The following is a 23,832-nucleotide window of genomic DNA, read 5'->3' as shown; positions in this document are numbered from 1 at the left end:
TGTACATGGACCATTCTTTTGCCTGTTAAGAAATCTCTGGAACACGCTCGCATGTTGCGCAATCTTCTCGCCCGGCGTGATTTATATTCTTTATACTGAGTGAAACTCCGGCTTCGCTGCCCTGGAGTACTTTCAGAATTTATCGAATTCAACGAGTACGGAAGCAACATAATGAAAATGCGTGCAATAGTGCTGGCTCTGGGTACCACTCTGCTTTTAAGTGGCTGTCAGAACATGAACTCCAACGGTCTGATGAGCTCCGGTGCCGAAGCCTTTCAGGCCTACAGCCTGAGCGATGCTCAGGTTAAAGCCCTCAGCGATGAAGCCTGTAAAGAGATGGATGGCAAAGCCACCGTCGCGCCGGCTAATAGCACCTACTCGCAGCGTCTGACCAAGATTGCTTCCGCACTGGGCGATAACATCAACGGCCAGCCGGTAAACTACAAGGTATACATGGCGAAAGACGTGAACGCCTTCGCGATGGCGAATGGCTGTATCCGCGTCTACAGCGGGCTGATGGATATGATGACCGATAACGAAGTCGAAGCGGTGATCGGCCATGAAATGGGTCACGTGGCGCTCGGTCACGTGAAGAGAGGCATGCAGGTTGCGCTGGGCACCAACGCCGTGCGCGTGGCCGCCGCTTCTGCAGGCGGCATCGTCGGTAGCCTGTCTCAGTCACAGCTGGGCGATCTGGGCGAAAAACTGGTGAACTCTCAGTTCTCACAGCGTCAGGAGTCAGAGGCCGATGACTACTCCTATGATCTGTTGCGCAAACGCGGCATCAACCCATCCGGTTTAGCCACCAGCTTCGAAAAACTGGCCAAACTGGAAGAGGGTCGTGCAAGTTCTATGTTTGACGATCACCCGGCCTCCGCAGAACGTGCACAGCATGTACGCGACAGAATGGCGGCTGACGGCATTAAATAAAACAAAAAGGAGGCGATATCGCCTCCTTTTTATTTCGCACCAATTGCCAATATTACCGCACAGATTGTTAATATTCCCTGATAGCAATCAAAGCGGGTTATTCGATATTTCAGCCTGTCTCAGTGAAATATATTAAGAGCAAATGACTCTGCCATTTTTATCGCTGCCTGTATCCCTTCTGTCGAAATATAAAATAGTCTACCCCTTGCGCCGGAGAACCACGCGGCCAGTGGCCCGGCGCGTTACAGCGCGTCACATAACCATTGCAATCATTTATCTTTCAGGTAACTATCAAATACGCAGCAACGCAATTTGATATTATTTAGAAAGAGAAGTTCCTTCCGTGAAAAAAGAATTATCGTTAATCGCATTAGGTTTATTTTCGGCCCTTCCCGCCGTTGCAAGCCAGCAATCTGACAGCTAGGGTTTTATTGACGACAGCCATCTGGACCTGTTTTTCCGTAACGCATACATCAGCCGCGACTACCATCAAAGCCAGAAGGACAAGGCCGAATGGGGTCAGGGGATCGTTGCAACTTTTGAATCCGGTTATACCGAAGGGCTGGTAGGCTTTGGCGTCGACGGCATTGCGCAGTACGGCGTGCGTCTCGACGGTGGCCGCGGCAAGAGCGGCGCGGGCGGTATCGACTTCTTCAGGCAGGAAGATGATGGCCGCGCGAAGTCCGAACTGGCAAAATTTGGCGCGACCGCCAAAATGCGCATCTCCAATACCGTGCTGAGCTACGGCAACCAGCGTCCTGCGTTACCGATTGTCACCTCCGACAGCTCGCGCCTGCTGTTCGAAAGCTATACCGGCGCGCTGTTAACCTCTAAAGAGATCGACGGTCTGGAAGTTAACGCGGGTTACTTTACCGACGAGCAGCGTAAGAGTGACGATCGCCACGATAGCGGTCTGAAGAGCCTTACCTTCGGCGGCGCAAGCTATCAATTTAACGATCAGTTCAGCGGCGCGCTGTACGCCTCTCACAATGAAGAGGTGATGAACAAGCAGTACCTGGGTCTGAACTTCAAACAACCGTTCAGCACTGGCCAACAGCTGGTACTCGACTTTAACGGCTATAACTCTCGTCTGGATCAGGGCTATGCCAACGACCTCAACACCGGTCGCAGCAATAGCATCTGGAGCCTGGCGGCCAGCTATATCTGGGACGTTCATACCTTTAAGGTGGCGTACCAGCAGAGCAGCGGCAGCACCGGTTATCACTATGGTAGCTATCGCGATCGCGACGGCGTGGGCGACGGCGGCAACACCATCTGGCTGGCGAACTCCTACTGGTCTGATTTTAATGGTGAAGACGAACGTTCGTGGCAGGCCTCTTACGGTCTGGACTTCGCTGGCCTCGGCTTACCGGGTCTGAGCTGGACCACGGCCTACGTGCGTGGCGATAACATCAAAACGTCTGAAACCAGCAACGGTAAAGAGCACGAGTGGTTCAACCAGGTGCAATACCAGGTCCAGGATGGCCCCGCAAAAGATCTGAAGCTGAAACTGCGCTATTCCGTCCTGCGCGTCTCCAGCAACGCCAGCGACTATAACGTCGGCGGCAACGAGCTTCGCGCTTACGTGGAATATCCGTTTAACGTGTTTTAAGTTTGTCCCCCCTCACTCTAACCCTCTCCCAAAGGGAGAGGGCCGGGGTGAGGGGAATCAACCCGCACCTCAGCTAACGTTGCTATATCCTCTAATCAATACAGCGACTTCTGCGGCGGCCCGGCAAACTTCAGCGCGCCAATCTGCCCCATGCGCACCTCTACCACCGACGGCCCCGGCATTGACAGCGCCTCCGTCATCACCGCGTCAAAATCCTCGGCCCGCTCCACGCTCCACGCCTGCAGGCCAATCGCCTGCGCCAGCAGGGTAAAGTCCGGTGTGTGCAGTTCGTTATAATATTGACGCCCACCGAAATACTTATCCTGGATACCGCGCATTACGCCATAGCCGCCGTCGTTCATGATCAGCAGCGTCACGTTCGCTTTCTCCTGGGCAAGCGTTGCCAGTTCCCCCAGGTTAAGGCTCAGGCCGCCGTCACCTACCAGCCCCACCACCTTGCGCTGCGGGTTGGCAATCGCGGTGCCGATCGCCATCGGCAGCCCCATACCAATCGCCCCCGCCAGAGAGTGAATGTTCATCAGCGGGCCGTTAGCGCGGAACAGACGGCTGCCCCACAGGCTGCCGGAAACGGTGATATCCCGCACCAGCAGGCCGTCGTTCGGCAGGGCGTTGTCGATAGCATCGTTCAGCCTGGCATAGGCGCCGCACTGCTCGCGCAGCCCCTGCTCTGCTGTTGCCACCGCCTGCTGAACCTGCCCATCCCACTGGGCATTGCCCCATTCGCGCCCCTGCGCTTTGTTCGCCAGCGCCGTCAGCAGCGCAGAACAGTCGGCGACCAGGGTGTTATCCATTAGATAGTTACGGCTCGCCGCCGCCGGATCGATATCAATCTGCACGCGGGGATGCGGCAGCTCGAGCGTCCACGAGCGGGTTTCGTTACTGCGCAGGCGTGAGCCTGCCACCAGCGTAAAGTCGCACCGGGCAATTAGCGCCTCGACCGACGGTGAATTGTGGAACGCCCGCAGGCTGGCGCGATGGCTGTCCGGCAGCACGCCGCGTGCGTGGGTGCTGGAGATCACCGTGACGCCCGCATCCGCCAGCTTTTGCACGGCCTCAGCGCTTCCCAGCGCCCCCCCGCCCAGCCACAGCAGAGGCTGTTTTGCCTGCTTAAGCTGCGCCCAGAGCGCCTCGACCACAGCCTTATCAACGGTGTCCGGCGCGGTGGATTTTACCGGTGCCGTCACCAGCGAGGCCGGGATCTTCGCCCCCTGGATATCAATCGGAATTTCCACCGAAACCGGCCCGCACGGCGGCGTCTGCGCCTCCTGAATGGCCTTATGGAGAATAGCGACCGCCTGGTGAGCATTGCTGATGCGCCAGGCCCGTTTCGAGCTGGCCTTGAGGAAGGTCAGCTGATCGCGGGTTTCGTGGATAAACCCGGTGTCGGCATCCAGCCAGGCTTTTTCAACCTGGCCGGTCAGGTGCAGCAGCGGCGTACAGGCGTTCATGGCTTCCACCAGCGCCCCCACCGCGTTGCCCGCCCCTGCGCCGGTGCTGGTCAGCGCCACGCCAAGGCCGGAAAAGCGTCCGTGGGCGTCGGCCATGGTGACGGACCCCGCTTCGCCGCGCGCGGGCACAAAGCGGATGTTGCCCCGCTGCCCCACCGCATCCGCGATTGGCAGGTTGTGGATAGAGATGACGCCGTAGATGGCCTCAACCTGATACTGCTCCAGCGTTCTGGCGATGGCGTCGCCGACGGTTATCATTTCGCTCATTGCTCACCCTTTCTCAGTCGCACCAGTGGTTGACGCTATTACCCGTCGCCAGATAAATGCTCTTTTGCTGCATCCAGGCTTTCAGCCCCTGAATGCCCTTTTCGCGGCCCAGACCGCTCTCTTTAAAGCCCCCAAACGGGGTCGAAATCGCAAACACTTTGTAGGTGTTGATCCACACGGTGCCCGCTTCCAGTTGCTCGCTCAGGCGCAGGGCACGTCCGGTATCGCGCGTCCAGATGCCCGCCGCCAGGCCGTACACCGAGTCGTTGGCCTCGCGGATCAGCGCCGCCTCGTCACTGAACGGCATCGCCACCAGCACCGGGCCGAAGATCTCCTCCTGACAGGCGCGGGCGGCGTTGGTCAGACCCTCGATGATTGTTGGCTGGAAGAAGCTTCCGCCGGCAAGCGCCGGATCGGCCGGGATCTCCCCGCCGCACAGCACGCGGCCTCCTTCGCGTTGCGCCAGCTCTACGTAGGCCTGCACGCTCTGGCGATGTTTGTCGTTAATCAGCGGCCCGATATGCGTACCGTCGGCAAACGGATGCCCGACGCGCAGGCCGCGCGTGAGCTCCAGCAGCCGCGCCATCAGCGGAGCGTAAATGCTCTCGTGGATAAATAGCCGTGAACCGGCAATGCACGCCTGCCCCGCTGAGCTGAAAATGCCGTAGCAGATCCCGCGCGCGGCCTGCTCGACGTCCGCATCTTCCAGCACGATGGTCGGGGATTTCCCGCCCAGCTCCAGCGACGCCGGGATCAGCTTTTCCGCCGCCACGTGCGCCAGATGCCGCCCCGTGGTCGTGCCGCCGGTAAAGGAAATTTTCCGCACGCGAGGGTGGCGCGCCAGCGCGTCGCCAATCACCGAGCCTTTGCCCGGCAGCACGCTCAGCAGCCCGGCGGGCAGCCCGGCCTGTTCAAAAATACGCGCCAGCTCCAGCGCCATCAGCGGCGTGGCCTCGGCAGGTTTGAGGATCACCGCATTTCCGGCGGCAATGGCCGGGGCAACCTTCTGCATTTCGCTGGCAATCGGTGAATTCCACGGCGTGATGGCCGCCACCACGCCGAGTGGCTCGTAGCGGCTCAGCGTCAGGAGATCGGGCTGGCGCGGCGTGGGCAGTTCGCCTTCCAGCAGCTCGCAGGCGGCGGCGAAATAGCGCGCCGTGCCCGCCGCACTCATCACCAGGCCACGCGCTTCCGCCAGCGGCTTGCCGTTATCGCGGCTCTGCATCTGCGCCAGTTCATCGACGCGGGATTCAATCAGATCGGCCACCTTGTGCAGGATCTTCGCCCGCATGTGCGGGAGGCGGTTGCGCCAGTCCGGATCGCGCCACGCGCGTTCGCCTGCCTCGATGGCTTCTTCCAGATCGTCCAGGCTTGCGGCGTTAAGCGTCGCGTTGATTGAGCCATCCGCCGGGAACTGGCTCTGCATCAGGTTGCCGCCGCCGTGGCGCCAGTGGCCACCGATAAAAATCTTCAGATCGTCCATCGTGACTCCTCAGCTCAGGGCCAGCTCGCGGCAGGCGCGCACCGCGCTCAGTGCCGCCAGGGTCGAGGTTTTGGGATTGCTGGCAAGCGGCAAGCCGCTCAGCTCCAGATGAAACTCACCAAACAGCCCTTCGACGTGCAGCGTATGGGTGTTGCGCGTCGTCGCCGGGTCGACCATCAGTTGCACGCGGGTGTCATCCATCCCGACGCCGCCGAGCGCCACGGTCGCCGCCACGTTGGCGTTAGCCGGGAACAGCCGCGCCGCCTCGCGGGCGCTGCCCTCAAAGAACACCTGCGCCTGCGACACCGCGTTAAGATCGATAAGCTGCTCGGCGTAGCTGCCGCGCCAGCTGGCCGGGCTTTTGCGTGACCGATAGGTAACACGCTCCAGGCCGCCCTCTCTGGCGGCGGAAAGCCCGTCGATGCCCGCCACCGCGCCGGAGAGCAGCGTGAGTTTTCCGCCCGCGCTGAGCAGACGCTGTTCCAGCGCGCTGTCCGCCAGCGCGCCGGTGGATATCACGGCCAGATGCCAGCCGCGATGCAGTATCTCTTCGCCGTACTGCGCCACTGCCTGCTGGCTGGCGCACTCCAGCACCAGATCGGGCGCTTCAGCGCAGTCTGCCGGCGAGGCCAGCGCCGCCACCACACCGCCGAACTGCGCGCGAATGGCCTCGTGGTGAGCCTCGCGCGCCACGATCCAGCCAATGCTGACGCCATCAGGCAGGCGCTCAATTACCGCCTGCGCCATCGCGCCAAAGCCAATTAACATGATTTTTTTCATGATGCGTCCTTACAGGTGACGGCAGAAGCCGCCGGAAACGTCCAGCGCGGCACCGGTGGTAAACGAGGCCAGCGGCGAGGCGAGGAACAGCAGCGCCTGTGCGGGCTCCTGCGGCTTGCCGAGGCGCGCCATGGGAATACCCCGCTTGCGCGCAATATCCGCCGTCCATTCCGGCCAGCTCTGGCTTTTATCCGTCCGGTTTTCAAAGCGGCGCTGCCACTGCCCGGACTCCACCATGCCGAGCAAAATGGAGTTGACGCGAATACCTTTGCCCACCAGCTCTTTAGAGAGCGTCAGCGTCATATTCAGCAGCGCGGCGCGGGCGGCGGAGGTGGCGATCATGTGCTCCTCCGGCTGCAACGCCAGCAGGGAGTTGACGCAGGTAATCGAGGCGATATCGGACTGCTCCAGCAGAGGCTGAAACGCCTGCACCGGGTTGATTACTCCGAACAGTTTCAGCTCGGCTTCGTGCAGCCACGCCTCGCGCGGGGTGTCGTTAAAGTGCGCCACGTAGCCCTGCCCGGCGTTGTTGATCAACATATCCGCCGCGCCAAAGTGCGCCTGAACCGCCTGCGCGAAAGCCTGCACCTCATCGGCGTTGAGCACGTCGCAGCGGTAAGCGAAGATCTCCCCGTCGGGGTAGTCGTTTTGCAGCGCGGCGTGCGCACTGGCGAGCCGGTCCGGATCGCGGCCGCAGAAGGCCACTTTTGCTCCCTCGCCCAGCAGCAGGCGCAGCGTTTCAAAGCCAATGCCGGACGATCCGCCGGTGACTACCGCTACGCGACCGTCAATGTGTGCATTCATCGCCTATCTCCTGGTGAATACGTAAAAGCTGTTGGTTAAAAAACGCCGCGTTATCGAGGTAGCTGGCGTGCCCGGCCTGGGGAATAGTGGTAAACGGCATGCCGTAGCGCAGCGCCAGCCCCTGCACCTGCTCGGGTTGGGTGATGGCATCCTGCTCGCCGCACCAGGCTTCAAAGGTGCCCGAATAGCGCGTCAGCCAGCCGTGGATATCGTCGTGGGCCAGCATCCACGCAGCGGCGAGATAGCCTTCCGGGCGCAGGGCGCGCATGCCCGCCGCAACGGTCGCGATATCCTCCGCGCGCGCGCCGGGGCGCAGCAGTTTCGCCGCACGGGTCTGGGCGAGAATGTCGCCGCCCAGCGCGATCTGCTGCTCGCGGTTGCGCCACACCTGCTCGCGCTGCTCCGGCGCGGCCTGGCCGTAGCCCTGCGCCGCGTCCGCCAGCACCAGATGCAGCACGCGTTGCGGAAACTTCGCGGCAAAGGCGCTGGCAACCAGCGCCCCCAGCGAGTGCCCGACCAGCACCGTCTGCCAGACGCCCGCGCGATCGAGCATCGCCGCCAGCGCGTCGGCGTAATCGCCCGCGTTCGCGCGTTCGGTCGAGAGCATCGGGCTTTCGCCATACCCGGGCATGTCCCACGCCAGCACGCGAAAACCGCTCAGCGCCATCTGCTTATGCCAGGAGGCCGCACCGGAGCTGATACCGTGCAGCAGCATCAGCGGCGTGCCGCTTCCCTGTTCGCGAAAGCCCGTCATACCGCCTCCTTACCCGCGCTTCACTTTAGAGAGCGGATGATCGGCCGGATAGGTTGGGACTTCCGGCTTGTTGGTTCCCAGCATTACGCACATCAGCGCCTCTTCTTCGCCGTGGTTAAACAGCCCGCGGTAGATGCCTGGCGGAACGGAGATCAGGTCGCGCTCGCGCAGCACGGTTTCGGTGTAGTTGTCGCCGTCCTGAATCATCAGGGTGATCTGCCCTTTGAGCATGAAGAAGACCTCTTCCACGTCGTCGTGCAGGTGCAGCGGCCCTTCACACTTCGACGGCAGTACCATGGTGGAGAAGGTGAAGTGGTCGGCCTGAACGGTATTGGTGTCGTTCGCCACGCCGGTTGCGCCGGTGCCGATATAGCGCATCTGCGCGCGGCGGTATTTCGGGTCATAGTCGGCCTGGAACTTCAGGGCGTTCCAGTCGTACTTGCGGCCTTCAAAGCGCGCAATGCGCGACTCGACCCACTCTTCCATGGTCAGATGGTCAGGCTTAATGCCCGGTTTTGCAGTTACGGTTGAATCAGTCATGACACTCTCCTCAGTAACGTCTCAGCAGCGGCAGTAACAGGACGCAGCCCACCGCCGCCATCACCGCCAGAAAAATCAGCCCGGAATCCATGCTGTGGGTGAAGGCGATAAGCGCCCCCATCACCGCGGGCGACAACGCCCCCGCAAAGTTTCCCAGCCCGTTGAAAATGCCGCCCGCCGTCGCGCTCACCCGGGGATGGGTAGCCTTCGCCAGCAGAGCGAAAATGTTCGGCGCACCCGTGCCCCACATAAAGGTGCTAAAGCTCATCGCCGCGATAATCGTCAGGGGCGTATCAAGGTGCATCACCGCCGTCAGCCCGACGGCTGCCCCCGCCATGGAGATAAAACAGGCCGCCGCCCGCTTATCGACGCGGTCCGAAAGCCAGGCGCCAATCACTTCGCCCGCCAGCATGGCGATAAACGGCATTGACGACAGCCAGCCCGCGTGCTCCAGATGAATGCCCTTGCCCTTGATCAGGTAGCCCGGCAGCCAGCCGTTGATCCCCCACAGATAGGTGAGAAAGGCGACGTTAAAGACGCAGATTATCCAGAAGTGCGGGCTGATAAACAGCTCGCGCCGCGCCGCACGCCGCTCGTCCCGTGATGCCTGCGTAGTTGTTGGTTTCACGTCGAGGCGAATACCGCGCAGGCCTATGCGTACAAAGATCAGAACCGGCACGGTGAGCATCGCCATGACAAAGAAGGTGCTTTGCCAGCCGAAAGTGTTGAGCAGCCAGAGGGAGAGCGGGAAACCAATTGCCGCGCCCACCGGCGTACCGAGCAGCCACAGCATGGTGGCGCGCGCCTGCAGATGTTGCGGGAAGTTATGGCGCACGATGGCGAACGCCAGCGGGAACAGCGGCCCTTCGGCGATGCCCAGCAGAATGCGCAGAACAATCATCACCGTGTAGTTATGGGTGAAGCCCATCGCCACCATCAGTACGCACCACACCGCCATCATCCCGGTGAGCAGGCGCAGCGGCGGGATTTTGTCCCCCAGCCCGCTGAGCAGAACCGATGAAAAGCCGTAGCTCAGCAGAAATGCGCTCATCAGGATGCCGAGGCGCGTGGTGTCAAAATTGATCCCCATCGCCTGCTGGAAATGGCTATCGGAAAAGAGCGCTGCGATACTGATTTTGTCGAAAAACGCCAGCAGCACGCAGGCCAGCAGCGACAGCGGGATAGCCCAGCGTACGGCTTTTTCAGGCGTGCGGGTTCCCTCGCCGCTCGCCTCTGCGGGCGCGGCGTTGGTCTCGAATGTGGTCATGTCTCCCCCTACGGGTGCGGGTTAGCTATCGCAGTGACATCAGTGAAAAGGCCGGGTCGCTCAGCGGAACGTCCGATAAGTCTCGACCCGCCGCCATCCAGCGCTTCGCCAGCTTGACGGTACGCGCGTCGTTAAAGGCCACCAGCTGCGTCAACCGGCCGCCGTCGTCCAGCGAGAAGAACAGCGCGTTATCACGAACGACAGTTTTGCCGCCAGGCTGCGGAATGCCGAGGATCTGGATGTTGTGCTGATATTGATCCGACCACAGCCACGGTGCGTCGTCGTAGCCCGGCGCGTCGGGGTTAAGCATTGCTTTCGCCGTCGCCACCGCCTGATTCTGGGCGAAGGCCCACGACTGGATGCACAGCCCGTAGTGGTGATGCTGCGCGACATCGCCCGCGGCAAAGATGGCCGGATCCGACGTGCGCCCCTGCGCGTCCACCACGATCCCACGGTCGGTCTTCAGCCCGGCGTCGCGGGCCAGCTCAAGGTTCAGATCAACGCCGATCCCCACTACCACCGCATCGAAGGTTTCGCGTTTGCCGTCGCAATGGATCACCGGCAGACCGTTGTGATCGTCAAGCTCCAGCGCGCCGCAGCCGGTGCGGATATCCACGCCCTGCTCGCGGTGGATCTTCTCCAGCTGTCGGGAGACCTCACCGCTCACCGAGCGCATGCACAGGGCAGGCTGCTGCTCGAACAGCGTAACCGCCACGTCACTTTTGCGCGCCGAGGCGGCAATCTCCAGGCCGATCCAGCCGCCACCGACAATCGCCAGGGTGTTGCTTTGCGCCAGACGCGTTTTCAGGTGCTGCGCGTCCTGCCAGTGGCGCAGGGTGTAGACCTGCGGATGTTTTCCCCACGCCTCGCCCGGCAGACGCGCCCGCCCACCGGTCGCAATTAAAAGGATGTTGTAACTAAGAAGCTCACCATTGCTTAAATGTACCTTTTTCGCGGCGCGATCGATCTGCGTGGCGCGTAAAGGGCGGTACCAGGTCAGATTCAGCGCCTGCTGGGCCTCTTCAGCAAACAGGCGCGGCAGCGCGGCATCGGCGTCCAGCAACGCGGCTTTTGAAAGCGGCGGGCGCTCATAAAAATCCCACGCCTCTTCCGCCACCACGCAAATCTCGCCGTCAAAGCCGTCGTCGCGCAGGGTTTTCGCCGCCCAGCCGCCCGCCTGGCCGCCGCCGATAATGACAATGCGCGAGGTCATACTGCCTCCGGCTTTTTCTGCTGCCGGCGCGTGTCATGGTCAATCCCGCCCTCTACTGCCCATTCGGTAAAGGAGATCAGGGAGTGTTCCAGCTCGCGCGGCTGCCAGTTTTCGGTCAGGTAGTCGTCGTTGGTGTAGTACTCAAACGCACCGCCGGTCGGGCTGTTGACGTACCAGAAGTAGGCGGACGACACCGGATGGCGGCCCGGCCCGATAAAGGTGCTCCAGTCGTTTTTATTCATCGCAATGCCGCCGCCAATCACCTCGTGAATGTCGCGCACGGTAAAGGCGACGTGGTTCAGGCCGCGCTTGCGATTCGGCAACTGGAGCAGGAAAAGATTGTGATGGCCGCCACGCGGGCCACAGCGCAGGAACACGGCGCGGTTGATGTAGCGGTCGGAAACCTGGAAGCCAAGCACCTCGCGGTAGAACTTTTCTACTGCCGCCAGCTCCTCGACGAAGAAGACCACGTGACCAACGTTGATCGGCTGAGCGCGGTCGTACACCGGGCTTGGCGTGTCGATGCGGCGGGCGTCGCCCCACTGGTTAATCGGCTCGACGTTCAGCTCAACCGGCACCTGCTGGCTCACCTGTACGCGCAGGGTCATGCCGTTCGGATCAAGACACTCCAGCGCGTCCCCCACCTGGCGAAAGCCGGGCTGCTGCGCCAGCTTCGGGCGCAACGCATCCAGCTCGTCCTGGGTCGCCACCGCCCAGGTCATGCGGCGCAGGGTGTTGCCCGCTTCAAACGCCGGCGGCAGGTCGGGGCTGTCAATCGGGTTGAGCTCAACGCGCGCGCCGCTCAGGGTGGTAAAACGCTGGCCGCTGGCATCGCCCGTCAGGCCAAAATCACGCATAAATTTGGCGCAGTGCGTCAGGTTATCAACGCCAAATTCCAGCTTTTCAATTCCGGTTACACTCATCGTTCGTTGCCTCATCTGGCCCAAATTGGGCGTAAAACATGCCCGACGCAGCAAAGCGCCTGACGTTAACTCACTGATTTAACTGGCCTGTGACAAATATCCTAAGAAGCCAGAGATTTTATCCGCCGCCAGACGGACCTCGTTTTGCAGGCGCTCGCGGTCGGTCCGGGGGATCTCCTCCGACGGCACCAGAATGCTGACCACCGCCGCCACCCGTCCGCTGCGGTCATACACCGGATAGACGATGGAGGAGATGCCGTGGCGGAAGAAAGATTCACCAATTACGTAGCCGCGGGCTTTGTCCTGCTGCACCATCTGCCACAGCGCTTCGCGGTCGTGAAGCTGCCCCGGCGTGTTGCCCGGCAGGCGCTCGTGCGGGAACAGGTGTTCAAAGTCAGCGCGCGAAATATCGGTCAGCAGCATGCGGCCAAGCGAGGTGCAGTGCACCGGCAGGCGGGTGCCAATACTTACCTGGTTGATGCGCGAACCGGCTGCGCTGACGCGGGCGACGTAAATAATGTCGCGCCCGTCGCGGATCGCCAGATGGCTGCTGCACTGGCTGACGTCGCGCAACTGTTCAATAACCGGCTGGCCGACCTGCGCCACGTCCAGCGAGGCGATGTACTCAAAGCCCAGACGCAGCACGTTCATGCCGAGCGAGAAGGTATTGGTACGCGCGTTGCGCTCCAGAAAGCCCATGTATTCCAGCGTCTGCACCACGCGATAGGCGGTCGCTTTTGGCATATCCACCAGCCGGTGCAGCTCGGCAAAGGTCAGATCGCGGTGCTGCTCGCCGAAGGCCAACAGCAGCTGGAGACCGCGCTCCAGCCCCGGCACGAGATATTTCACTTCACGATCGTTTTCCATATTCACCAGGCCTCAATTAAAGACAAAACCGCCGTTGACCGGAATCAGCTGCCCGGTAATGAACCGCGACAGATCGCTTAACAGCCAGACCACGCTGCCCGTCACATCTTCCGGCTGCTGCGCGCCGGTTAACGCGCGGCCATTTTCGTAGAGCTGATGGCGTTCGGCGGGCACATATTCGGTCGCCTCGACGCGGGTTAATCCCGGCGCGATGGCATTGATGCGGATACGTTTTTCACCCAGCTCACGGGCCATCGAACGGGTCATGGCAATCACCGCGCCCTTGCTGGCAACATAGGCCATCAGGCGCGGTGCGCCCCACAGCGCGGTGTCGGAAGCGACGTTCACAATCCCGGCCCCCTCACGCAGCAGCGGCACGGCGGCGCGCGTCACCAGCCAGGTGCCCTTGACGTTGACGCTCATCACCCGATCCCAGAGATCCGGATCGTAATCGAGCATGTTTTTGCCCCCCACGCCGGTCGCCATGGCTGCGTTATTCACCAGCCCGTCAATCTGGCCCTGCTCGCCGATGGCGCTGAATACCTGCTCAATGGCGTGCGGATCGGCCAGATCGATAATGTGGGATTCGATCGCATAGCCCTGCTCACGCAGCCCGTGCGCGCTTTCGGCCAGCTCGCCCTTCAGGATGTCGCACATCACCACCGCCGCCCCCTGCTCTGCGCAGGCTTTGGCAAAGTGATAGCCCAGCCCGCGCGCGGCGCCGGTCACGACGATGCGCTTCCCGTTCAGCAGGCCGTTCATCAGGCGGCTCCCTGCTGTTCTTCACGCATCGCCAGCTGCTCTTTCGCCGCCTTTTGCATCATGCGGCGCAGGCGGGAGAGACCGACGTCGTGCTGGTACAGGTATTCATGGTCGCGGGCGTTTGGGGCGAGGCTTTCGAGTACTACGCGGTCCTGCTCAAGGACTTCCCAGTGCAGTTTCTCCAGGCGGTTGCGGTACATGAAGCGCCACATGTCACGCTGCCAGCCCTGCACCCGGCGGATACGCCAGAAGAAGACGCGGCAGTTGTCGTTATCTTCCGGCACCACCATGCCGACGATAAAGAAGTGGCCGCCCGGCCCGAAACGCTTCTTATAAGGAATGGAGAGGCGCATCCAGCAGGTGCCGCTGTTGCCCAGCTCCACCCAGTCGAAGTTGATGCCGCTCTGCCCTTTTTTCTCAAAGATGAAGCCGGTTTTGGTCGGCTGCAGCACCATCTCCGCCTTGCGGTCCCCTTCCGCCATCGAGTGCGACGACGAGTGCAGATAGGTGCCGTGCATCGGGTCCATCACGTTTTCCAGCGCGTACTGGTAGTTGCATTTCCACCCGGCGGTGCAGAGGAAGTTGCTGAAATTGTCGGTGTCGGCGAGTTCATCCGGGAAGCTCAGTTCATCCGGCTGCTGGTCAGCGGTAACGCCGAACCACAGGAAGATGGCCCCGTGCGCCTCCTGCACGTTGTAGCTGCGGACGCACTGCTGGCCGACCAGCGGGCATTTATCCACCGCGGGTACATCTTTCACCTCGCCGTTACCCGCCACTTCCACGCCGTGATACCAGCAGGCGATGCGGTCGCCGAGATTCCAGCCCATCGACAGCCGCGCGCCGCGGTGTGGACAGCGATCTTCGAGCGCCTGCACCTGGCCGTCTTTGTTACGCCAGACCACAATCTGCTCGCCGAGACGGGTAATACCCACCGGCGCAGACTGCACTTCCCAGCTCGCCAGAACCGGATACCAGAGGCCGCGCAGACCTTTATCAAGATAGTGTTGTACGGGAGTCGTCATCGCGTTGTCCTCAGTAGCCGTTAACCTGTAAGAATGCCTGGAAGCTGTTCTCGCTCCAGGGCTCGCCCTGCTGGTCGTGCAGGCGTGCGGCGTTCAGACCGTTCACCAGCTCCGGCAGGGTTTCCGCCCCCTGCTCAAACAATTCTTCCAGGGTGGCGATAAGGTGCAGCTCCCAGTTTTCCGGCTCGCGGCTGCGGGTCTGCCAGATAATGTTCGGGTATTCGCCCGGCTTGTGGATGGCGCCGTTACCGCCCTCTGCCGGAGGGGTAAACTGGCGGCTTTCCGGCAGCGCCGGGTTAAAATTCAGGGTCTCGCTCATGCCACGGTCTCCTCGACAAAGGTAATCTGGATTTGGTTTTCAAAGACCCGAACCGGGTAGCGGTTGAGGTTGCGACCGCCAGGGCCATGCAGGCACTGGCCGGTTTTTACGTCAAAAACCGCCTCATGCAGCGGGCACTCTACTTTGCCGTCTTCCACAAAACCCTGGCTTAGCAGCGCGTAGGCGTGCGGACATACGTCTTCCAGCGCGTAATATTCACCGTCAATTAAATAAACGCCGATCTCTTTACCCTCGACGTTGCCGCTAAAAGGGAAATCTTCCTGTACTTGTTCTGCGTCACATACGCCTATCCAGCTCATCGCGATCCTCCAGGCTTTTGTTTCATATATGAAACTCTGTTTCTTATTTAATACGGTCAATATAAAAGCGATGAATCTTTCGTCAAGCGACAATGTGACGAATTTGTTAACCAAAAGACAATTAATTAACTAAGTGTGCAAAGGATCACGAAAAAATGCAGCGATATGAAATTTTCATTATTTAGGCGTGAGGAAATACGTTTTAGTAATGGTCGTAAATATTCACCAAAAGTTATTGACTAATTTTATCATTCGTCATTAGAAATAAATAAAAGGGATGCGCGCGGAGTTTCACCTGTGAAACTTATTTTTATTTTATTGTTTATAAACAACGAGTTTCACTGGTGAACCATTTTACTTGCGTGACAATCACATTTATAAAAAATCAATCAATAAGGCGAGCATGATGACGGCAAGATGGCAAGGTACGATAGCACTGTTATTGCTAATTATTATTTCGTATGTCGACCGGGTTAATATTTCGGTGATGATTTTAAACCCGGAGTTCGCCGAACACTTTCAGTTAAATGAAAACAGAATGTTACAGGGAATGCTAATGACATGCTTTCTGCTGGGCTATGGTTTTTCCGCGTTACTCTTAACGCCGGTTATTGAAAGCAAATTCCATTATCGCCAGGGGTTGTTAATGAGCATTGCCATCTGGGCAGCGGTGTGTGCCATTTCACCGCTGCTCGGCTCGCTGATGGGAATGCTCATCGCGCGGGTGATTTTAGGCGTTGCCGAAGGGCCGCTCTTTTCGCTGAAAACCCGCTTTATCAGCGATAACTTCTGCGCAGAGGAGATCGGCAAACCCAACGCTGTCACCGCGCTGGGCGTTTCGCTGGGGCTGGCGGTGGGCTTTCCGCTGATTACCTGGCTGATGGCGCACCTCGGCTGGGCCGGATCGTTTTATGCCCTGGCAGCGATCAACCTGGTGCTGGGCGGCGGTGCGATCTGGCATTTTCTGCCCGCGCCGCGCGAGGTGACGACCATCCAAAAACCGGGTTTTATGCAGACCTTTACCCTCGCCTGGCAAACGCCACTGCTCGGCCTGATCCTGCTGGTTGAAATCGCCACGCTGAGCTATCTCTGGGGCAGCAGCGCGTGGCTCCCCGCCTGGCTGCGCGATGAGCATCACTTCTCGCTGCACGCAACCGGGCTGCTTGCCGCGGTCCCCTTCCTCTTAAGCCTTGGCTCTAAGTTTCTCGGCGGCGTACTGCTCGACAAAATGCGCCCGGAGCAGGCCCCGGTGCTGTTTGTGGTAGGCGGCTTGCTAACGGCGTTGTCCGTCATCGCGCTGATGCTGAGCCACCAGCCGCTGTGGCTTGCGCTGTTTATGCTCTCGGCAAATATCTTCTGGGGGCTTCAGGGGGCGGCCATTCCTGCGGTGATCCAGCATCACGCGGCGCGAGAAGCGGTCGGTAGCGCCTACGGCATTATTAATGGGATCGGCAATCTCTGCGCCGCCTTTATTCCGCTGCTGATGGGGATGGTGATGAAATCGATGGGATCGGTGAGCTCTGGCTTTTCGGTGCTGGTGGTGTCGCAGGCGATCACCCTGCTGGCGGGGGGCGTGTTGCTGCTGCGCATGCGTCGCGCAGCAGCACTCAGCGCGTAAAGGTTATTCGCCCTTTTTCGCCGCCTGGATGTAGAGCATTTCCAGCGCCAGGGTCGCCGCAGCCAGGGCGGTGATCTCGGACTGATCGTAAGCCGGTGCGACTTCCACCACGTCCATGCCCACGATGTTCAGATCCTTCAGGCCGCGCACCAGCTTGATGGCGCGGTCAGAGGTCAGCCCGCCGATGACCGGCGTACCGGTACCCGGTGCAAACGCCGGATCCAGACAGTCGATATCAAAGGTCAGGTACACCGGCATATCGCCAACGATCTGCTTCACCTGGGCGATGATGTCGTCCACGCCGCGATCGTTCACCTGGCAGGCATCCAGCACGGTGAAACCGTTGTCTTTATCGAACTCGGTACGGATACCGATCTGCACGGAATGGTTCGGGTCGATTAACCCTTCTTTCGGCGCGGTGAAGAACATGGTGCCGTGGTCAAATTCACAGCCGTTCGCATAGGTGTCGGTATGCGCATCGAAGTGCACCAGCGCCATTTTACCGAAGTGTTTAGCGTGGGCGCGCAGCAGCGGCAGGGTTACGAAGTGGTCGCCGCCGAAGGAGAGCATGCGCTTACCGGCAGCCAGCAGCTTCTCAGCGTGGGCCTGCAGCTTTTCGCTCATCTCACGCGCGTCGCCGAAGGCATACACCAGATCGCCGCAGTCCACGACGTTCAGGCGCTCACGCATGTCGAAGTTCCACGGGAAACGGTGATGTTCCCAGGCAAGGTTGGTGGAGACCTGACGGATCGCCGCCGGGCCGTGACGGCCACCCGCGCGACCAGAGGTCGCCATATCAAATGGCACCCCGGTGATCACCCACTCCGCGTCACTGTCGTACGGCTGGAAGTTCATCGGAAGGCGTAAAAAACCAAACGCGTTAGATACCAGAGAGTTATCGTACTGATGACCTAAGGTGCTCATGTCCTGACCTCATTTTACGTCGATGTTTAAAAAAGATGAAAAAAAATCCCCTCCGCGTCGTTAAACCCGACGAGGAAGGGATTGATTCGTAAATCGCATATTGGGGCGAATTATCGCCGGTAATCCATACGGGTTCAAGTGAGTATAGCATCCTGCCGGAGGGCGCCTTCGCCTTATCGGGCCTACATTCCCGGGCCCGATAAACGGGCATCACACGCCCAGCGGTCTGTTACCCTCTCCCACAGGGAGAGGGAGGTTCACTTACTCGTCTTCCAGATATGTATAGCCGTACAGACCCGCTTCAAACTCTTCCAGGAACTGCTGCTGGAGCTGATCGTCCAGACCGGTGTTCTTCACCTGATCGCGGAACTGAGTCAGCAGTTTTTTCGGATCCAGCTGGACATACTCCAGCATATCGGCCACGGTATCGCCCTCGTCAGAGAGCTCTACTTCTACATTGCCATCCGGGAAGACAAAGACATCCACCGCCTCGGTATCCCCGAACAGGTTGTGCATGTTACCGAGGATCTCCTGATACGCCCCGACCATAAAGAAGCCCAGCATTGGCGGGTTCTCCGGATCGTACTCCGGCATTGGCATGGTAGTGGCGATCCCGTCACCGTCGATGTAGTGATCGATGGCACCGTCTGAGTCACAGGTGATATCCAGCAGCACCGCACGGCGCTCAGGTACCTGATCCAGCCCTTCCAGCGGCAGGACCGGGAACAGCTGGTCAATACCCCATGCGTCCGGCATCGACTGGAACAGCGAGAAGTTGACGTACATTTTGTCCGCCATCCGCTCCTGCAGTTCGTCGATAATCGGGCGGTGCGCACGGTTGCTCGGATCGAGCTGCTTCTGCACTTCGTGGCACATGTTCAGATAAAGCTGCTCTGCCCAGGCACGCTCTTGCAGGCTGTACGCCCCGGACGAATAGCCAATATGAATATCATGCAGGTCCATCTGGCTATCGTGCAGCCATTCACGCAGCGAACGACGCGTGCCCGGCTCGTGCATCTCTTGCCAGGTTTCCCACATGCTCTGCAGCGCACGCGAGGCATCTTCCGCCGGCGCGGTCGCTTCGGTGTATTCGTTGCGCTCAACGCCGATAATGTTCGAGACCAGCACCGTATGGTGTGCGGTAACGGCACGACCCGATTCGGTGATCACGGTCGGGTGCGGCAGACCGTGCTCATCACACGCATCGCCAATCGCCCAGATGATGTTGTTAGCGTATTCATTCAGGCCATAGTTCACCGAGCAATCCGACTGGGAGCGCGTACCTTCGTAGTCCACACCCAGGCCGCCGCCCACGTCAAAGCACTGAATATTCACACCCAGCTTATGCAGCTCAACGTAGAAACGGGCCGACTCGCGCACGCCGGTGGCGATGTCGCGGATGTTAGCCATCTGCGAACCGAGATGGAAATGCAGCAGCTGAATACTGTCCAGACGACCATGCTCACGCATGATCTCTACCAGCTGCAGCACCTGGTTTGCCGCCAGGCCAAATTTGGATTTCTCGCCGCCGGAGGACTGCCATTTGCCGGAGCCCTGAGACGCCAGACGGGCACGCACGCCAAGACGCGGTACCACGTTAAGGCGCTCGGCCTCTTCCAGCACGATAGCGATTTCGGACATCTTCTCAATGACCAGATAGACCTTATGGCCCATCTTCTCGCCAATTAGCGCCAGACGGATGTATTCGCGGTCTTTATAGCCGTTACAGACGATCACCGAGCGGGTCATGCCCGCATGCGCCAGTACAGCCATCAGCTCGGCTTTAGAGCCGGCTTCCAGCCCCAGCGGTTCGCCGGAGTGGATAAGGGATTCAATAACGCGGCGATGCTGGTTAACCTTGATTGGATAAACCAGGAAATAGTCGCCGTTGTAACCGTAGGATTCACGGGCGCGTTTAAACGCGGCGTTAATGGAACGCAGACGGTGTTGCAGGATCTGCGGGAAGCAGAACAGAGCAGGCAGACGCTGTCCCTGCGCTTCACGTGCTTTCACCAGTTGGGCGAGATCGACGCGCGCTTCCGGTACGTCAGGATCCGGGCAGACGCTGATGTGACCCAGTTCGTTGACGTCGTAGTAGTTGTTACCCCACCACGTAATATTGTATGTGCGCAGCATCTTGCTGGCTTCCTGGGAGCTCATCGCAACCTCCTGCATAGAACGTAGTACACCCTGTTCGCCTGCTGACGAAGGCGAAAATGAAGACATGTCGTCAGACATTGCGAACCTCAACTCTTACTAAAAAGTGTAAAACAGTTGACTACTATCGCAGCGTTAAACTGCGATAACAACCCATTAACCGACCAGTTTTCCAGCACAGAATGCTGGAAGCCGGGCCGTGCGACCGGTTTCTTGTTCATATCATTGTAAAACACGTAACCGAACTAAGTATGACAAGGTTCGGCGAAACCACGAGAAAACTCTTGTATTAACAAGAGCGCCCTTGTTCAGACTTCACAAAGCGTAACCGGCCCTGGAATCCTGAGAAGCGCCGAGATGGGTATAACATCGGCAGGTTTGCAGAATAGATTTGTAGAGAACGGGGAGTGCACTCCGGCCAGAAAGGCGGGACTGACAAGGCAGAAAACGACGGTTCATTATCTTGAATCACCTCCACGGGCGCCCCGAAAGACAGACCCACAAGCCAAAGCGAAAAGTTCACTGCTTAACCCGGCTGGAAGTGGCGTCCCGATGAGATCATCGAGCGCTATTATGTCGAAGCCGTGCGCGGCGTTTTATACCGAGAAGATGGGTAAAAAGCAAAATATAAATATGCGCATTGCCAGTGGTGTCCGGAAAAATTTCCAGTCGGGTTTTCAACGTAGTGGGAGCTATCTCAAAAAAAGCTGGAAATGGGGCGAAGAAGTGACCTAAAATAGCCGTCCAGATGTTAATCCATCCATACTGATTAACACTCAGACTGCCAGTGTCACTACCTGCACGTTCTGGCGGAAAACTCCGCTATAACGACCTCACACGACAGTTTGAGCTAACTAAATTCTCCTTAGGTGAAATAAAACATGGCAAAACACCTGTTTACGTCCGAGTCTGTATCAGAAGGACATCCTGATAAAATTGCTGACCAAATCTCCGATGCGGTGCTGGATGCGATCCTGGAACAGGATCCAAAAGCCCGCGTTGCATGTGAAACCTATGTCAAAACCGGCATGGTTCTGGTTGGCGGTGAAATCACCACCAGCGCATGGGTTGATATTGAAGAGATCACCCGTAACACGGTGCGTGAAATCGGCTATGTGCATTCTGATATGGGCTTTGATGCCAACTCCTGCGCCGTACTGAGCGCGATTGGCAAACAGTCTCCTGACATCAACCAGGGCGTTGACCGTGCTGACCCGCTGGAACAGGGCGCGGGCGACCAGGGCCTGATGTTCGGCTATGCAACCAACGAAACCGACGTGCTGATGCCAGCACCTGTGACTTACGCCCACCGTCTGGTGCAGCGTCAGGCTGAAGTGCGTAAAAACGGCACCCTGCCGTGGCTGCGCCCGGATGCGAAAAGCCAGGTAACTTTCCAGTATGATGACGGCAAAATTGTTGGCATCGATGCGGTTGTTCTTTCTACCCAGCACGCGGAAGATATTGATCAGAAATCCCTGCAAGAAGCGGTGATGGAAGAGATCATCAAGCCCGTTCTGCCGACCGAATGGCTGAACTCCGCGACCAAATTCTTCATCAACCCGACTGGCCGTTTCGTTATCGGTGGCCCAATGGGTGACTGTGGCCTGACCGGTCGTAAAATTATCGTTGATACCTACGGCGGCATGGCTCGTCACGGCGGCGGCGCGTTCTCCGGTAAAGACCCGTCTAAAGTTGACCGTTCCGCAGCGTACGCGGCACGTTATGTGGCGAAAAACATCGTTGCCGCTGGTCTGGCTGACCGCTGTGAGATTCAGGTTTCCTACGCAATCGGCGTGGCTGAACCGACTTCCATCATGGTGGAAACCTTCGGTACCGAAAAAGTGCCTTCCGAACAGCTGACTCTGCTGGTGCGCGAGTTCTTCGACCTGCGTCCATACGGCCTGATTCAGATGCTGGATCTGCTGCACCCAATCTATAAAGAGACCGCAGCATACGGTCACTTTGGTCGCGAACATTTCCCATGGGAAAAAACCGACAAAGCAGCCCTGCTGCGTGACGCAGCCGGTCTGAAATAAACGACCGACCTCTCTTCAAGGCCAGCCTCGCGCTGGCCTTTTTTTATCGTTCTGCCCTGACTTTATGACGTTGTCAACACAACATGAAACCGTTTACACCACCTGTCATCGGCAGCGCTTTCAGAATATTCTCTTTGCATGAATCCCTTTCTTCTGCTGTTACATCCCCTTTAGGTTAAGTCTGAAACTGGCGCAAATACGATGCGCATCAACTATTTTAACTCTATATTTTCAAAGTCTTAATTTACTTTACGATCGCGATCCGGTGTAACCGATTACACCAATGTGACCTGTATCACATAACTTCACGATCTAATAACCTACCCTTTACATCGATAAAATTGATAACCCAACTGGAGGGCATAATGCCTGACAATAAAAAACAGGGGCGTACGTCCAATAAAGCCATGACGTTTTTCGTCTGCTTCCTTGCAGCCCTGGCAGGATTGCTATTTGGCCTGGATATCGGCGTCATTGCCGGTGCATTACCCTTCATCACCGATGAATTCAAAATTAGTGCCCACACCCAGGAGTGGGTAGTGAGCTCAATGATGTTTGGCGCCGCTGTGGGCGCCGTCGGCAGCGGCTGGCTCTCTTTCAAACTCGGGCGTAAAAAGAGCCTGATGATTGGGGCGATCCTCTTCGTGGCCGGTTCACTCTTTTCAGCCGCCGCACCCAATGTGGAAGTGCTGATCCTCTCCCGCGTATTACTGGGTCTGGCGGTAGGGGTAGCCTCTTATACCGCCCCGCTCTACCTCTCTGAAATTGCGCCGGAAAAAATTCGTGGCAGCATGATCTCTATGTATCAGCTGATGATTACCATCGGTATCCTCGGTGCCTATCTGTCCGATACCGCGTTCAGCTACAGCGGCGCATGGCGCTGGATGCTGGGCGTCATTATCATCCCGGCGATTCTGCTGTTGATCGGGGTCTTCTTCCTGCCGGATAGCCCACGCTGGTTCGCCGCAAAACGCCGCTTCCACGATGCGGAACGGGTGCTGTTACGTCTGCGAGACACCAGCGCCGAAGCCAAAAATGAACTGGAAGAGATCCGCGAAAGTCTGAAGGTAAAACAGTCCGGCTGGGCGCTGTTTAAAGAGAACAGCAACTTCCGTCGGGCCGTCTTCCTGGGGGTATTGCTCCAGGTCATGCAGCAGTTCACCGGTATGAACGTCATCATGTACTACGCGCCAAAAATCTTTGAACTGGCGGGTTATACCAATACCACCGAGCAGATGTGGGGAACGGTGATCGTCGGGCTGACTAACGTGCTGGCGACCTTTATCGCCATCGGCCTGGTTGACCGCTGGGGCCGTAAACCGACCCTGACGCTGGGCTTCCTGGTCATGGCGGTAGGTATGGGCGTGCTGGGTACCATGATGCACATGGGTATCAACTCACCGACCGCGCAGTACTTTGCCGTAGCGATGCTGCTGATGTTTATCGTTGGCTTCGCAATGAGCGCCGGTCCGCTGATTTGGGTACTGTGCTCTGAAATCCAGCCGCTGAAAGGCCGCGACTTCGGTATCACCTGTTCCACCGCCACCAACTGGATTGCGAACATGATCGTCGGCGCAACCTTCCTGACCATGCTCAATACGCTGGGCAATGCCAATACCTTCTGGGTTTATGGCGGTCTGAACGTGCTGTTCATTGTATTGACCCTGTGGCTGGTGCCTGAGACCAAACACGTCTCGCTAGAACACATCGAACGTAACCTGATGAAAGGACGTAAGCTTCGCGAAATCGGCGCTCACGACTAATC

At 58.7% G+C, this 23,832-nt stretch carries 22 protein-coding genes and 1 pseudogene; 5 read left to right on the top strand and 18 right to left on the bottom strand.

Going from position 1 to position 23,832, the window contains the following annotated elements:
• Nucleotides 1-171: 171 nt before the first annotated feature.
• The gene (locus B3B59_RS03415) at nt 172-930 is read left to right on the top strand and encodes a M48 family metallopeptidase (protein WP_040074110.1); all 759 of its coding nucleotides are present in this window, start codon (nt 172-174) and stop codon (nt 928-930) included.
• A 343-nt stretch (nt 931-1,273) separates the two neighbouring features.
• Nucleotides 1,274-2,542, top strand: a pseudogene (locus tag B3B59_RS03410) (OprD family outer membrane porin).
• 95 nt (nt 2,543-2,637) lie between these two features.
• Here the strand turns inward: B3B59_RS03410 and B3B59_RS03405 are convergent.
• From B3B59_RS03405 to B3B59_RS03340, 14 genes are all read right to left on the bottom strand, one after another.
• Complete coding sequence (locus tag B3B59_RS03405) at nt 2,638-4,278, bottom strand: thiamine pyrophosphate-binding protein (RefSeq protein ID WP_046887133.1); 1,641 nt, start codon at nt 4,276-4,278, stop codon at nt 2,638-2,640.
• A 13-nt stretch (nt 4,279-4,291) separates the two neighbouring features.
• Entirely contained in the window at nt 4,292-5,761 is a 1,470-nt protein-coding gene (locus B3B59_RS03400; protein WP_286808088.1) for an aldehyde dehydrogenase, read from the bottom strand.
• Nucleotides 5,762-5,770: 9 nt separating this feature from the next.
• Nucleotides 5,771-6,541, bottom strand: a complete 771-nt coding sequence (locus tag B3B59_RS03395) for an aspartate dehydrogenase (protein ID WP_286808087.1) — start codon at nt 6,539-6,541, stop codon at nt 5,771-5,773.
• A 9-nt stretch (nt 6,542-6,550) separates the two neighbouring features.
• Nucleotides 6,551-7,345 (bottom strand): SDR family oxidoreductase, encoded by a 795-nt coding sequence (locus B3B59_RS03390; RefSeq protein ID WP_286808086.1) that lies wholly within the window; start codon nt 7,343-7,345, stop codon nt 6,551-6,553.
• Complete coding sequence (locus B3B59_RS03385) at nt 7,329-8,099, bottom strand: alpha/beta fold hydrolase (RefSeq protein WP_286808085.1); 771 nt, start codon at nt 8,097-8,099, stop codon at nt 7,329-7,331. The genes B3B59_RS03390 and B3B59_RS03385 overlap by 17 nt, the downstream gene beginning before the upstream one ends.
• Nucleotides 8,100-8,108: 9 nt before the next feature.
• Nucleotides 8,109-8,639 (bottom strand): cupin domain-containing protein, encoded by a 531-nt coding sequence (locus B3B59_RS03380; RefSeq protein ID WP_207292376.1) that lies wholly within the window; start codon nt 8,637-8,639, stop codon nt 8,109-8,111.
• A gap of 10 nt (nt 8,640-8,649) precedes the next feature.
• Entirely contained in the window at nt 8,650-9,906 is a 1,257-nt protein-coding gene (locus B3B59_RS03375; RefSeq protein WP_286808084.1) for an MFS transporter, read from the bottom strand.
• A gap of 25 nt (nt 9,907-9,931) precedes the next feature.
• Entirely contained in the window at nt 9,932-11,119 is a 1,188-nt protein-coding gene (locus tag B3B59_RS03370; protein WP_286808083.1) for an NAD(P)/FAD-dependent oxidoreductase, read from the bottom strand.
• On the bottom strand, nt 11,116-12,042 hold the full coding sequence (locus tag B3B59_RS03365) for a VOC family protein (RefSeq protein WP_046887139.1): 927 nt from the start codon (nt 12,040-12,042) through the stop codon (nt 11,116-11,118). Before B3B59_RS03365 ends, B3B59_RS03370 begins: the two co-directional genes overlap by 4 nt.
• 78 nt (nt 12,043-12,120) lie before the next feature.
• Complete coding sequence (locus tag B3B59_RS03360) at nt 12,121-12,909, bottom strand: IclR family transcriptional regulator (protein WP_040074098.1); 789 nt, start codon at nt 12,907-12,909, stop codon at nt 12,121-12,123.
• 12 nt (nt 12,910-12,921) lie between these two features.
• Nucleotides 12,922-13,671 carry an SDR family oxidoreductase gene (locus tag B3B59_RS03355; RefSeq protein WP_046887140.1) on the bottom strand — a complete coding sequence of 250 codons (750 nt, stop codon included), beginning with the start codon at nt 13,669-13,671 and terminating at the stop codon, nt 12,922-12,924.
• On the bottom strand, nt 13,671-14,693 hold the full coding sequence (locus tag B3B59_RS03350; protein WP_040074096.1) for an aromatic ring-hydroxylating oxygenase subunit alpha: 1,023 nt from the start codon (nt 14,691-14,693) through the stop codon (nt 13,671-13,673). The genes B3B59_RS03355 and B3B59_RS03350 overlap by 1 nt, the downstream gene beginning before the upstream one ends.
• A gap of 10 nt (nt 14,694-14,703) precedes the next feature.
• Nucleotides 14,704-15,012 carry a recombinase-like helix-turn-helix domain-containing protein gene (locus tag B3B59_RS03345; protein WP_212476512.1) on the bottom strand — a complete coding sequence of 103 codons (309 nt, stop codon included), beginning with the start codon at nt 15,010-15,012 and terminating at the stop codon, nt 14,704-14,706.
• A complete protein-coding gene (locus B3B59_RS03340) occupies nt 15,009-15,332 on the bottom strand; it encodes a Rieske (2Fe-2S) protein (protein ID WP_013098654.1) in 324 nt (107 codons plus the stop codon). The genes B3B59_RS03345 and B3B59_RS03340 overlap by 4 nt, the downstream gene beginning before the upstream one ends.
• A 406-nt stretch (nt 15,333-15,738) precedes the next feature.
• Here B3B59_RS03340 and B3B59_RS03335 point away from each other — a divergent pair, with 406 nt between their 5' ends.
• Nucleotides 15,739-16,950, top strand: coding sequence for an MFS transporter (locus B3B59_RS03335; protein ID WP_286808222.1), 1,212 nt, complete (start codon nt 15,739-15,741; stop codon nt 16,948-16,950).
• 3 nt (nt 16,951-16,953) lie between these two features.
• On the opposite strand, the gene speB is transcribed toward B3B59_RS03335, so the two are convergent.
• The 4 genes from speB to B3B59_RS20535 all read right to left on the bottom strand — a co-directional run bounded on the left by speB (nt 16,954) and on the right by B3B59_RS20535 (nt 20,490).
• Nucleotides 16,954-17,874 (bottom strand): agmatinase, encoded by a 921-nt coding sequence (speB, locus tag B3B59_RS03330; protein WP_040074090.1) that lies wholly within the window; start codon nt 17,872-17,874, stop codon nt 16,954-16,956.
• A 261-nt stretch (nt 17,875-18,135) separates the two neighbouring features.
• Entirely contained in the window at nt 18,136-20,112 is a 1,977-nt protein-coding gene (gene speA, locus B3B59_RS03325) for a biosynthetic arginine decarboxylase (RefSeq protein ID WP_072039477.1), read from the bottom strand.
• 8 nt (nt 20,113-20,120) lie between these two features.
• Nucleotides 20,121-20,252: an acid stress response protein YqgB gene (gene yqgB / locus B3B59_RS03320; protein WP_154298976.1), complete on the bottom strand. Its 132-nt coding sequence runs from the start codon at nt 20,250-20,252 to the stop codon at nt 20,121-20,123.
• Nucleotides 20,253-20,346: 94 nt separating this feature from the next.
• Nucleotides 20,347-20,490: a hypothetical protein gene (locus tag B3B59_RS20535; protein ID WP_422393496.1), complete on the bottom strand. Its 144-nt coding sequence runs from the start codon at nt 20,488-20,490 to the stop codon at nt 20,347-20,349.
• A 422-nt stretch (nt 20,491-20,912) separates the two neighbouring features.
• On the opposite strand from B3B59_RS20535, the gene metK reads away from it, so the two are divergent.
• Both metK and galP read left to right on the top strand, forming a co-directional pair.
• On the top strand, nt 20,913-22,067 hold the full coding sequence (metK, locus tag B3B59_RS03315) for a methionine adenosyltransferase (RefSeq protein ID WP_040074088.1): 1,155 nt from the start codon (nt 20,913-20,915) through the stop codon (nt 22,065-22,067).
• A gap of 365 nt (nt 22,068-22,432) precedes the next feature.
• The gene (galP, locus tag B3B59_RS03310; RefSeq protein ID WP_040074087.1) at nt 22,433-23,830 is read left to right on the top strand and encodes a galactose/proton symporter; all 1,398 of its coding nucleotides are present in this window, start codon (nt 22,433-22,435) and stop codon (nt 23,828-23,830) included.
• Nucleotides 23,831-23,832 lie beyond the last annotated feature (2 nt).

This window comes from Leclercia sp. UBA2479 (assembly GCF_002341985.1).
GTDB classification, from domain to species: Bacteria; Pseudomonadota; Gammaproteobacteria; order Enterobacterales; family Enterobacteriaceae; genus Enterobacter; species Enterobacter pneumoniae.
The sequence above is the reverse complement of the archived record's forward strand: the minus strand, read 5'-3'. Positions and strand labels throughout refer to the sequence as shown.